The following is a 13541-nucleotide window of genomic DNA, read 5'->3' as shown; positions in this document are numbered from 1 at the left end:
TTCTTTCCTCCAATTTGCTTACAAATATTTATTTATGTTCTAAAACGTAATTCACCAATTCAGAGAATGGAACTTTTTCTTGATTTCCAGTTGCCAATTCTTTTACGTTGACACTCATTTCTTCAAGCTCTGATTCACCAATAACAAGTACAAATTTTGCACCTAGTCGGTCGGCAGACTTCATTTGCGCTTTCATTTTTCGATCTATATAATCCATATCAGCTGATATTCCCTTTGCACGGAAAGAGCTAATTAATTCAGCAGATTTTAATTTCGCCTCATCACCCATAGCGACAAGATAGATATCTAAACGATCCTGCACATCCAACTCTACACCTTCAGCTTCCAGAGCAAGGAGTAAACGTTCAATCGACATTGCAAAACCGATGCCTGGTACATCCGGTCCGCCAATATCTTCAACTAAACCGTTGTAGCGCCCGCCCCCACAAAGCGTTGTAATAGCTCCAAAACCTTCAGAAGTACTCATAATCTCAAATGCAGTATGATTATAGTAATCCAGACCTCGAACCAGGTTTGGATCGACTACATAACTAATGCCTAATACATCCAAGTATTTTTTAACTTGGTCGAAATAATGAGCTGATGATTCTGTTAGATAGTCCGTTAATGCTGGGGCATTCTTCATTAATGGGTGGTCATGATCCTTTTTACAATCTAGAATACGTAAAGGATTTTTAGCCAGACGATTTTGACAGTCGGAACAAAATTCCCCGATACTAGGTTCAAAATGTTGTATTAAAGCTGTTCTGTGTGCCTCCCTTGTTTCTATATCTCCAAGAGAATTTATGACCAATTTTAAATCTTTTAAACCAACACTTTGATAAATGTCCATCGCAAGTGAAATAACTTCTGCATCAATTGCAGGATCACTGCTCCCTATGGCCTCTACTCCAAATTGTACAAATTGACGATAACGACCTGCTTGCTGGCGTTCATAACGGAACATAGGGCCCATATAAGAAAGCTTCACGGGTTGATCTGGATAACCAAACATTTTATGTTCCACATAGGCACGAACACTGGATGCTGTACCCTCTGGGCGTAGAGTTAATGAACGTCCTCCACGATCCTCAAATGTATACATTTCTTTTTGGACGATATCTGTTGTATCACCCACTCCGCGCTGGAATAATTCTGTTTGCTCAAAAATAGGTGTGCGAATTTCTTTATAACGGTAAACATGAGTTAACTCTCTTAGAATTGATTCAACCTTTTGCCAATTAGGAGTTTGTTCCGGCAAAATATCCTGAGTTCCTCTTGGTACTTTAAAATTCATTAATATGCTCCTCTCATTCTTAATTGATTTGCGGACTTATTTGGAAAAAACAAAAAAGCTCCCGCCCCTTGCGAATCGCAAGGGACGAAAGCTTGTAGTTACTTCCGCGGTTCCACCCTAGTTGATGTACAAACATACATCCTCTCATAAACGGATAACGGCCGTTTTCCGTCTTTCCCTACTAAACAGTTTGTTTTTCGAAAAAGAGCCTCTCAAGTGTTGTTCGTCACTACATGCAGCAGGAAAGATTTCAGCCTAGTCTTCCCCTCTCTTGTCTACAGAGGTAATTTCTACTTGCTTGGTCAATGGCATTCATTGCGCTATATAATATATCCTATCTTAATTGTGCCATGGCAGATTTGTCAACTATTTTCAAAAAAGTGTAGATTTTATTGCATATTTGAATTTAAAATAATAACAGTATATATCGAGTTAACGTCACATAATTAGAATTTCTAAGAGAGGAGATAATGAATGCATCATAAACCGTTAAAATACTTGATCACGCTAATCTTACTTTGTTCACTGCTGTCTCCGTATACATATGAAACAAATTCGGCCTATGCATCTAATGAGAAGTCAGATTTAGTTGTTTCTGCAGATATACTGTATCTACGGGAAGGTCCAGGGTTATCCTATCCGATTATCGAAACCTTGAAAGAGGGACAAGAACTTTCATTTATTGAGAAGCAGGATGACTGGTATCATGTAAAAGTAAAGGATATGGAAGGCTGGGTAGCTTCATGGTTAACATCAGCTGTAAAGCCTAATGAATCTCCAAAAAACCATTCTACCGAGGTAAGTTCCATCATTTCACAAGTGGACCATTTAAATTTGCGTGCAGAACCATCTGTTTCATCGCCTGTTTTGAGTCAATTAAACACTGGTGACGAAGCAGAAGTGCTACAGAGCGAGGCAAATTGGATTCAAATATCATTTAATGGCAGCCAAGGATGGGTTTCTGCAGATTATGTAACCATTAAGAAAAATGAAGAGCAAGAAACAAGCAATACTTCCGAGGAAGAATTGACAGATCCCATTGAAACGGGAGACAGAACCACTAAAATTGACCCGAATTTATTTACTATTTCCGTAGATGCAGTAAATATACGAAAAAAAGCTGATTTATCCTCCAAAAAGCTTGGAACAGCAAATAAAGGTGAACAATACGATGTTCTTGAACGAGATAATAATTGGGTAAAAATCCAATATGGTAAAAAAGAGGGCTGGGTCTATAGTTTTTACGGGACATTTCAAGTAAATGAAAAAATCCCAACTTCTGTTGATTCGGATAAAACAGAAGAAACCGATAGCTCTTATGTGACGATTATCTATAATGGTACAAACCTTCGTGAGGAGCCATCAACTTCTTCCGATGTAGTCATTCATGCAAATGCAGGCGAAAAATATAAGCTCCTTTCAACCGAGGATGAATGGTACAAAATTGAAGTTGATAAAAACACAACTGCTTATGTGGCAGATTGGGTCGTTTCAAAGGATTTTGACAGCGACGACACTAAATTGAATAGTAAAGAAGAACCTCAAAAGAAGGAAGAGCGCAAAAAAGGAACTTTAAAGGGATTAACCCTTGTTATTGACCCAGGTCATGGTGGGAATGACAAAGGAACAACTGGTGTTCGTGGAACGAATGAAAAGGAGATTAACTTAAAAACCGTTGAGTTATTAAAATCTAAATTACGCTCAGCTGGTGCTGAAGTGATATTGACACGTGAATCTGATGTTTATGTCGATCTTCGAAAAAGGGTGTCCATTTCACATCAATATGCTGCCGATGCATTTATAAGTATTCACTATGATGCAACCGAAGATAGTTCCATATCTGGATTTACCACCTACTACACCAATAGTTATCAACAGGAGTTAGCGGAATATGTCCATGCCGGGCTTTCTGAAAAGGTGACAATTCGAGATCGTGGTGTCCAACCAGGCAATTACTTAGTAACCCGTGAAAACAAACAAGCTGCAATATTAATCGAGCTGGGTTATTTAAGCAACCCTGGTGAGGAGAGTGTTGTGACCACTGATTTTTATCGTGAGCAGGCAACTTTAGGGATTTATCAAGGGATATTAAATTACTTTGATGGACAACTAGAATAATATTTGAGATGAAAAGAGGCTAACCCAAACCATGTGTGACTGGGGTTAGCCTCTTTATTAGTTCTTATACTGCCTTTCAATTTTTAAGTCAAAATAAAAAGAGGCTGATGCTAAAGAGTTGTTGTTCAAACGCCACTTTAGTCAACCTCACAAGCATATTATTTAGGTTTAGACTCGACAATGATTGTTACAGGACCATCATTGATTAATGATACATCCATCATTGCTCCAAAAACACCTGTCTCTACTTGTAATCCATGAGAATTTCTTAACTCATCGTTAAATGCCTCCCATAAGGGAAGTGCAGTTTCGGGTCTTGCCGCATCAATAAAATTCGGTCTTCTTCCCTTTATTGTATTGGCATATAAAGTAAATTGCGATACAGAGAGAATTGCACCACCGTGTTCTACAATGGAATGATTCATCTTTCCTGCTTCATCTTCCCAAATCCTGAGTTCTGCAACCTTCTTTGCCACATATTGTACATCGTCAAGTGTGTCGTCATGAGTCAATCCTACTAATAAGACGTATCCTGAATCAATTGCACCTGTTACTAGACCATCAACTGTAACAGATGCTTGTTTACTTCTTTGAATTACTACTCGCATTAGTTTACCTCGGGTTTATTAATATTAATTAATTACACGTTGAACTGAATAAATATCCGGCAGTTGTTTTATTCTTTCCACCACTTTATGCAAAGCGGAAATATTCGAAATGGAGATCGTTAAATGAATAGTGGCAATCTTATCCTGATCAGCACGTCCTGTTACGGCTAGAATATTGGTTTTCGCTTCACTTACTGCATGCATCACATCATTTAAAATACCAGGACGATCAAATGCTGAAACTTCAATATCAACTGGATATTCTTTTCGAATAGGCGTTTCACTATGTTCCCATTCCACTTCAATTAAACGATCTGCATTTTCGCCTTCTTGAATGTTCGGACAATCAGCTCGATGGACAGATACACCACGGCCTTTTGTAATAAATCCGACAATTTCATCTCCAGGTACAGGCGTACAGCAACGCGATAATCGGATAAGCAAATTCTCGATGCCCTTTACGATGACACCAGATTCTGTACGGCTTTTTCTTGCTTGATTATTTTGCATTTCTTTTACAATTTTTTCTAGGGCAACTTCTTGTTCGCGCTCTTTTCTTTTCTTCTCAGCTAAACGGTTTACAATCTGTTGGGCAGTAATGCCGCCTACACCAACTGCAGCATATAAATCTTCTTCGTTCGTATAATTTAGCTTATCTAATACTCGTTTTATATTTTCTGCTGAAAGAACTTCTTTTGCATCGAAGTCTTGAGACTTAATTTCCTTCTCAATTAAATCTTTGCCTTTTACAACATTTTCATCACGCAAATGCTTCTTAAAAAATTGTTTAATTTTATTTTTCGCTTGAGAACTTTGCGCCAATTTCAGCCAATCCCGACTTGGACCAAAGGATTGTTTTGAAGTTAAAATTTCAATGATATCACCAGTCTTTAAAGGCGTATCCAACGGGACCATCTTCCCATTTACTTTCGCACCAATTGTCCGATTTCCCACTTCTGAATGGACACGATAAGCAAAGTCAATTGGAACCGAGCCTGCCGGCAATTCAATCACTTCTCCTTTTGGTGTAAACACATAAACCATATCAGAGAATAAGTCGAATTTTAATGATTCCATAAATTCTTCTGCATTAGAAGATTCATTTTGGAATTCTAAAATTTCCCGGAACCATGTTAATTTTTGATCGATTGTTTCTTTCTCACCGTTAACAGATTTACCTTCTTTATATGCCCAATGTGCCGCAATCCCGTATTCAGCAATCTGATGCATATCTCGCGTACGGATCTGTACCTCCAAAGGATCGCCATATGGTCCGATGACAGTTGTATGAAGCGATTGATATAAGTTTTGTTTCGGCATCGCTATATAATCCTTAAAGCGACCAGGCATTGGCTTCCATAATGTATGTACAATTCCTAGGACAGCGTAACAATCTTTAATGCTATCTACTAGCACACGTACGGCTAATAAATCATAGATCTCGTTGAATTGTTTATTTTGTAAGACCATTTTTCGATAAATGCTATAAATATGCTTTGGTCGTCCTGAAATATCTGCATGAATTTCAACATCTCCCAATTGAGACTTGACTTCATCCATTACATTATCTAAATACGCTTCACGTTCAACACGTTTTCTTTTCATTAAACTAACAATTCGATAATATTGTTGAGGATTTAAATAACGTAATGCCGTATCTTCTAACTCCCATTTAACTTTCGATATTCCAAGGCGATGAGCAAGTGGTGCAAAAATTTCTAAGGTTTCAGTCGAAATACGTCTTTGTTTTTCAGCAGATAGGTGTTTTAACGTACGCATATTATGAAGACGGTCAGCAAGTTTAATCAAAATAACGCGGATATCCTGTGCCATGGCAACAAACATTTTTCGATGGGTTTCTGCTTGTTGTTCCTTTTTAGATAAATACTTAATTTTCTCGAGTTTTGTTACCCCGTCAACTAACATTGCGACTTCTTCACTAAATTCTTTTACTAAATCTTCTCGTGTAACAGTCGTATCCTCCACTACATCATGAAGAAAACCGGCAGCAACGGTATCAGGATCCATTTGTAATTCCGCTAAAATACCGGCAACTTGAATAGGATGTATGATATATGGTTCCCCTGAACTGCGTAACTGTTCTTTATGTGCTTCATTTGCTACTTCGTAAGCTTTCTTTACAAAGGCAACATGTTCATCGTTCATATATGCTTTGACTAGCGCGAATACGTCTTCGGGCGTCAATATTTGCTCTTTCGCCATTTGTTGTCCACCTTGTTAAAAATTTTCCGATTAGGATATATAGCTTTAATTGTATAAAATATTTGTACAAGATGTAAAGGCACGTCGACAAATACTTTATAAAAAATGGCTCATTTTGACCTTATTTGTAGAAATACTGTGAAATTATTATTACTTATGTACAAAAAAAAGGTTGTCTCGCTTCAATTTGAGACAACCTCTTTTCTAATTACTAATTACCATTAGTTTGTTAACAAACAATTTACTGAACTTCATCGATAGACTTAACAACAGTGTGTGGTATTTGCTTCCACTCCACTTCTTTAAATAAGGCTACGATTGAAATGGGAATGTAGGTCATCATAAAGAATGGAAATGTAAAAGAATAGGCAATTTTCTTCCATCCTGTACAATGTATCCTCTTCCATTCTGTTATTGTTGTCATTAAAGCCATAAAAAACATCACGGAATAGTACATTCCGATTGATTGCAATATAAGGAGTGTTGTATTAACCACGCTTACTTCTTCAAATATATTAAATAATACTGCCAGATAAAACAACCCGTTGACTAAAATTGAGACATTTGTAAGAATCATTGCCGGCATTATGGTCATCGTCATATCATAGGACGAAAAACTATTATGATTCCGTTTGAAAATACAACGCACTAAATCTATACCATATTTTGAAAATACTTGGTAGAATCCTTTCGCCCAACGTAATCTCTGTCTCCAAGATTGTCTGAATGTGATTGGTTGCTCATCATAAAAAACAGCATCCTGACAATACCCAATTTTTTCACCCTTTAGAATTTGAGAAATTGAGAATTCAATATCTTCTGTAAGGAGATGATGAATCCATCCACCGTTCTTTTTGATTAAGTCCGAGTGTACTAGAAAACCGGTACCTGAAATGGCACAGCTGGTATTTAAAGTCATTCTTGGCAGGTTCAAATATTCTGCTTCATGTAAAAACCAGATGGCATAGCCAGCAGTGATCCAGTTTTGATCGAAATTTTTAGAATTGCGATAGCTTGTTACAACCCGGTATCCTTGATTGAACGTGCGATTCATTTCAACAATATAGTTCTCGTCAAGCAGATTGTCAGCGTCAAATATAAAATATCCATCATATTTTTTCGAACTGTATTCATTACTAATAACTTTGAACATAAAATCAAGAGCATAGCCTTTGCCTATCTTATTCTTATTGAATCTTTCCCGCACAATTGCCCCTGCCTGTTTAGCTACTTTAGCTGTTTGATCCGTACAATTATCCGCTATAACAAAGATATCAATATTTTCTTGGGAATAGCTTTGTTTTCGAATGCTTTTGATTAATTCCACTATTACTAATTCTTCATTTCTAGCTGCGATAATTACCGCATATTTGTTAAGGCGATTATCATTGGCCACATTCTTTTTATGTCGTTTACTCCTTAAAGCAACGAGCATATAGACAAACTGATATGAGTAAAACAGTAAAAAAACAAGAAACGTGACGAAATTAAAGTGTTGAAGAAACGAAGAAACAAAAGAAACCAAAATGCAACCTCCATGACATCAATAATGGTTAATAGTATTTTTCCTATTGAAAATGTTAATTATATCTAATCTTACTAATTTAAGATAAAGGCCATATTAACTTTACGTTAATATTTTGTAATTGTGGTACAGTTACCCAAGGTTAAAAATGTGAAAATAAAAAACTGTTTAAAAGTTTTTTCACTTTTAAACAGCCTTAACATTTATTTAGATTTAGTACTGGATTAATGTTTTAACAGGGTAATTCCCGATTTTACTGCGTCCATCCAAGTCGTTTAATTCTATAATAAACGCACAACCTGCAACAATACCGCCTAATTTTTCAATTAACTGCACTGTTGCATCTACAGTTCCGCCAGTTGCCAATAAGTCATCAACAATCAATACTTTTTGTCCTGGTTTGATTGCGTCTTGATGCATTGTTAATACGTCTTGTCCATATTCTAAACCGTATTCTACACGAACAACCTCACGAGGCAGTTTCCCCTCTTTACGTACAGGTGCGAAGCCGATTTCCAGGGCATAAGCTACTGGGCATCCAATGATGAACCCACGAGCTTCAGGACCCACGATAATATCAGCCTCTACTTCTTTTGCGAATTCTACGATTTTGTCAACAGCATACTTAAAAGCAGGGCCATTATCCATAATCGTCGTAATATCTTTGAAGCTAATGCCATCTTTTGGCCAGTTTTCTACCGTTGTTACATATTGTGTTAAATCCATTACTAATTTGTCCTCCTTAGGAATAGTTATATTCCCTCATTCGTTCGTTAAACCATTGTTTTAGTTCTATATATGGTGCATACAAAAGCTGTTGTTCCAATTCAATCTGTTCCACTCTTTGTTTATAAACATTAGCTTCCGAGAGCGATCGTTTTGGCACATTACTATTTACTGTTGTCAGACCATTTTCTATTGTAACAAAACCTAGCTCAAAAAACACGTTCGTCATAAATTTTATGACTTCTATATTTAAGCCAATATGTTGAGCTAATTGTTGTATATGCATCTGTAGATTGAAATTTGGGCGTTTTTTCAAAAAGCTATAATACCAACCGAAATGTTCCCTAGTGGGCATTCCATTAAAGTATTTGGACTCTGGTGTATAGAATACGGCATAAACTCGCTGAGGCTTGGCCAGAACAATCAACCTCTCTAAAGTTTGTGCACTTTTTGGCAGATCCAATAATACAATATTAGGCGAAAAATTTTGAACAGAATTCTCATCCGTCATAAGATGTATTCTATTAGTTATTTGACCTTCAAAGAATTGTAGAGTTGTTTGTTGAAAAGCAATAAAATCACACTCTTCTTGAGGTAATGTCTGAATCCATTTTTGAACCTGGTTTTTGCCTCTGTAATCATAAAGCTGCCATTCGTTTGTTTGAACATCCGATATCATTAACTGAGTTTTTTTCTTCCCTTGCCATTCATTAATTTGTAAATCACCGACAAAGGAAAGATTTACACCATAGGTAATATCATCATACAAATATCCTTTACTAAATCCAATTGCATCGATGAAGCCATGTGCGTCCTCTAGCTCGAGTTTCAAATGGTTCTCACCAGCTCCTATTTTTCTCATGGAGCGTACCTGAACGTTTTGTAAAGCGTAAATTGGCTTTGTAAATCCAGTCCCAAATGGTCCAAGTTTTTTGATTTCCTCAATTGCTTCCACTGTTACTTCGCTAATCTCTACCGGTACATCTATTGTAAGCTTCTGTGTCAACATTTCTTCTGTTAGACATTCTGATGCTTGTTGATGAAGACGGCTTCGCAGCTCATCCACATGCTCCGCTGCAAAGGTCATTCCTGCAGCCATTGGGTGTCCGCCAAAATGAGGCAGGATTTCGCGATTTTTTGCGAGTTCATTATATAGATGGAAGCCTTCAATACTACGTCCAGATCCTTTTGCCGTGCCTTTGTCCGGGTCAAGCGAAAGTACTATTGTAGGGCGATAATATTTCTCGACCAAACGTGAAGCAACAATCCCAATAACACCAGGGTTCCACCCTTCCTTCGCAATGACTAAAACAAGTGAATCTGAAATTGCCGGATCACTCTCAATCATTTCGATAGCTTGCTCAGTAATTGAACTTACAATTTCTTTTCGTTCAACATTTTTTTGGTTTAGAAGTTTTGCACCTGTTGCTGCTTCCACATTGTTTTCACTCATTAAAAAGGCTACACCGGGGTCAGCGTCACCTAGTCTTCCAATGGCATTTAATCGAGGAGCAAAATAGAAACCGATTGCCTCTTCATCAATTTCATGTTGTTTCACACTTGTGACTTCACATAGTGCACGGACCCATGGGTTGTCAGAAGATTTCAAGCGCTTAAGTCCTTGTTGTACAATATAGCGATTTTCTCCAACAAGTGGAACTAAATCCGCAATGGTACCAATTGCAGCAAACTCAAATAAATGGTCAGGGACCTCACCATATAATGCATGAGCTAATTTAAAAGCAACCCCGACTCCCGCTAATTCTCCAAATGGATATTGTCCTTCCGGTACTCTGGGGTGGATAATTACATCAGCTGGCGGTAATTCATCACCAGCTTCATGGTGATCAGTTACAATGACATCCATCCCAAGTTCTTTTGCTACTCGGATAGGTACAATTCCACTAATCCCATTATCGACAGTAATAATTAGTTGCACACCCTTTTTGTTTGCTTCACGAAATAATTCTTCATGGGGTCCATAACCGTGTGTAAATCGATTCGGGATACAATAATCAACATCTGCCCCTAAATCGAGGAGTACATTCATCATTACTGTCGTACTAGTAATTCCATCTGCATCATAATCACCATAGATTAAAATTTTCTCGCCATTGTTTAAAGCTTCTTCAATACGCTCAACCGCTTCTTTCATGCCATTTAATAAATACGGGTCATGTAAGTTTGTTTCATCCATAATGAGTATATCTTTAGCTTGGTCGACAGATGTATAGCCTCTCGCAGATAATATTTTGGCTGCTAGGGATGATATATTTAATTCGCTTTGTAGTTGTTTAATCGTGTTTTCAATAGGCTGTTCGACAACCCACTTTTTTGTTGATTGTATCATAGACTCACTTCCTCAAGTTTTCATTATACCGAAAAAACATGCAAACTACTAACCTATAAAAATAGATGAATTGATAAAAACAGGAACAAAAGGGTTAATTCTATTTGATATGTACCCATCTTTTAACTTTGCAAAATGCCCTAAATAAAAAAAGACAAAGTGTAGGTAAGTCTTCACACTTTGTCTTTCTAAATTTAGGCTGGAAGTTTATTAAACAACAGGCTCGTCTGAACCCCATTGTTTTTTCTCTTTGCTCTCTACAGCAGTACCTTTTTTATCCATTTCACGAGATTTTAAAGTATACCAAATTTGAGCAGCAATACAAATTGATGAATACATTCCTGTTAATAAACCAATAAGTAAAGCAATTGAGAAGTTTTGAATTGCTGGAGCACCAAATAGTAATAAGGCAACTACTACAATGATTACTGTTAATACAGTATTCACTGAACGCCCCATTGTTTGGCGAAGTGATTTATTCACAATGTCAGCCAGTTCTTCTTTTGTAGTAATTTTTCCTTTTCGATTAACGTTTTCTCGAATACGGTCAAACGTAACAATTGTATCGTTAATAGAGTAACCAACGATTGTCAAAATAGCTGCTATGAAGGTAATATCCACTTCTAGTCGGAAGAAGCTGAAGATAGCTACCATAAAGAATACATCATGCAATAATGAAGCAATTGCCCCAACACCCATACGCCATTCAAAACGGAATGCCACATAGATTATTATTCCTAAAGCAGCAATCGCTAATGCATAAATGGCATTTTTCACTAACTCTTGTCCTACTGTTGGTGAAACTGTACTTACACTTGGTTCATGACCATAATCTTTAAGTACTGCTGCTTTATAATCAAGAATTTGTTGTTGAGTTAAATCTTCTTTATAAGTAACTACTGCCGAATTTTGATCTTCCCCAGAAATAATCACTTTTTCAGAAGGGAATCCAATTTCGTCAATATACTCCGTTACTTCTTCTTGAGAGATTTGCTCATCTGAAAGAATTTCTACACGTGTACCACTCGAGAAGTCAATTCCTAAATTCAACTTGAAGATACCAATAATTACAGCCCCAACTATGAGGATACCAATTGAAATAGAATAGAATTTTTTACGGTTTTTAACAAAGTCCAGACGATCAAAGTTTGTTGATAGATCCAAGGTTTCGATTCCTTCAGATGCATCATGTATTTTTGATTTACGAACTCCGTATAGTGAAGGGCTGTTAAAATACCCACTGTTTACTAGTAAACCTAATAAAATTCTCGATAACCACAGAGCAGTTACGAAACTTAGTACAATTGTAATCATCAATGTTGTCGCGAACCCTTTTACTGAGCTAGTACCAAAGAAGAATAGTACTGCTGCAGCTAGCAAGGTTGTCAACTGTGCATCAATAATAGCAGACAAGGATTGTTTCGAACCATACTGGTAAGCCTCTTTTGCAGACTTGCCGACACGCAATTCCTCACGTATACGTTCAGCAGTTAAAATGTTGGCATCTACTGCCATCCCAATACCCAGCACTAGTGCCGCAATACCCGGCAATGTTAATACCGCATTTATTGCATTGAATACAATCAGGACTAAATACGTAAATACCGATAGAGTGATAATGGATACAAAGCCCGGTAAACGGTAGTAAAAGAGCATAAAGATGAAAATTAAAATAACCCCGACTACACTGGCAAACACTGTACTGTTCAATGCTTCTGCACCAAATTGTGCACCTACAGAGGTAGAATAAATTTCAGTTAATTTTACAGGTAAAGCCCCTGCATTTAAGACACTGGCAAAGTCCTTTGTCTCTTGAACAGTAAAGTTCCCGCTAATCATGACATCAGTCGTATTTAATACTTGATCGACCCCTGCTGCAGATATAAATTTCGGATCTGCTTTTTGTGCTTCTGCAGCGTACGAATCTACGCCTTCTTCAAAATCCAGCCAAACAACTAAAAGATTCTGGCCAGGTCCCATTTGTGAGACATTCTTAGTAACCTCTGCAAACTTGGCAGCATCTTTTAAAGTAAGTGTTACAATCGGACGATTTTGCTGATCAAATGAAGCGGCTGCTCCACCTTCTTTTAAATCCGTACCATCTAATAAGATATTGTCATTTACATCCCGGAATGTTAAATTCGCCGTACTTGATAATAATTCACGAGCGGAAGACTGATCATCGATTCCTGCTAATTGCACACGAATTCGATCTTCACCTTCGACTTGTATGCTCGGCTCACTTACTCCGAATTGGTTAGTACGGTTTGTGAGTGCCGTCGTCGTGTCAGTCAAAATATCCTGTGTAATTTTTTGACCATCAACTAGTGATTCTACTTTATATAAAACCTCAAAACCACCTTGTAAATCAAGCCCGAGTTTTACGTCCTTCAAAACTCCTTGTACTGTTGCACCCATTGCAGCAAATAGCACTACTGCCACTAGTACAAAAGTAAAAATACGGCTTTTTAGCTTCATCTGTAAATCCTCCTCAAATTTTGTGTATACCTCTTGATGTATACACAATAGAAAAACTCGATTTACCGCTACTGTGCGCTAAATCGATCTTGTAAGTTCTAATATAGAATCTAAAAAGCAATTATTAATATTAGAAACATACATTTAGCGTTTTCTATCAAAATTTCATTTTTCGTTTAGTCTAATCCATCAAACTAAACAAGCCTTGTTTATGTA

8 protein-coding genes and 1 other annotated feature are annotated in these 13541 nt (G+C 37.1%); of the genes, 1 reads left to right on the top strand and 7 read right to left on the bottom strand.

From position 1 onward, the window contains the following. Positions 1-28: 28 nt before the first annotated feature. Entirely contained in the window at positions 29-1297 is a 1269-nt protein-coding gene (hisS, locus tag ACFQU5_RS01155) for a histidine--tRNA ligase (protein WP_390283868.1), read from the bottom strand. Positions 1298-1374: 77 nt separating this feature from the next. Beyond that, positions 1375-1612 (bottom strand) — a binding site (T-box leader). 159 nt (positions 1613-1771) lie between these two features. On the opposite strand from hisS, the gene ACFQU5_RS01150 reads away from it, so the two are divergent. Next, complete coding sequence (locus ACFQU5_RS01150; protein WP_390283866.1) at positions 1772-3415, top strand: N-acetylmuramoyl-L-alanine amidase family protein; 1644 nt, start codon at positions 1772-1774, stop codon at positions 3413-3415. 158 nt (positions 3416-3573) lie between these two features. Here the strand turns inward: ACFQU5_RS01150 and dtd are convergent, their stop codons facing one another. The 6 genes from dtd to secDF form a co-directional block, all read right to left on the bottom strand. Continuing rightward, positions 3574-4023, bottom strand: coding sequence for a D-aminoacyl-tRNA deacylase (dtd, locus tag ACFQU5_RS01145; RefSeq protein ID WP_390283864.1), 450 nt, complete (start codon positions 4021-4023; stop codon positions 3574-3576). Positions 4024-4047: 24 nt separating this feature from the next. Beyond that, on the bottom strand, positions 4048-6246 hold the full coding sequence (locus tag ACFQU5_RS01140) for a RelA/SpoT family protein (RefSeq protein WP_390283862.1): 2199 nt from the start codon (positions 6244-6246) through the stop codon (positions 4048-4050). Between the two features lie 241 nt (positions 6247-6487). Further along, positions 6488-7771 carry a glycosyltransferase family 2 protein gene (locus ACFQU5_RS01135; RefSeq protein ID WP_390283860.1) on the bottom strand — a complete coding sequence of 428 codons (1284 nt, stop codon included), beginning with the start codon at positions 7769-7771 and terminating at the stop codon, positions 6488-6490. Positions 7772-7984: 213 nt separating this feature from the next. After that, positions 7985-8497, bottom strand: coding sequence for an adenine phosphoribosyltransferase (locus ACFQU5_RS01130; RefSeq protein ID WP_390283858.1), 513 nt, complete (start codon positions 8495-8497; stop codon positions 7985-7987). A 16-nt stretch (positions 8498-8513) separates the two neighbouring features. Continuing rightward, positions 8514-10847: a single-stranded-DNA-specific exonuclease RecJ gene (gene recJ, locus ACFQU5_RS01125; protein WP_390283856.1), complete on the bottom strand. Its 2334-nt coding sequence runs from the start codon at positions 10845-10847 to the stop codon at positions 8514-8516. 210 nt (positions 10848-11057) lie between these two features. Further along, entirely contained in the window at positions 11058-13325 is a 2268-nt protein-coding gene (secDF, locus tag ACFQU5_RS01120; RefSeq protein ID WP_390283854.1) for a protein translocase subunit SecDF, read from the bottom strand. Positions 13326-13541: the final 216 nt, after the last annotated feature.

It is taken from the genome of Ureibacillus sp. GCM10028918 (genome assembly GCF_042666115.1).
In the GTDB taxonomy this organism is placed as follows: Bacteria; Bacillota; Bacilli; order Bacillales_A; family Planococcaceae; genus Ureibacillus.
The sequence above is the reverse complement of the archived record's forward strand: the minus strand, read 5'-3'. Positions and strand labels throughout refer to the sequence as shown.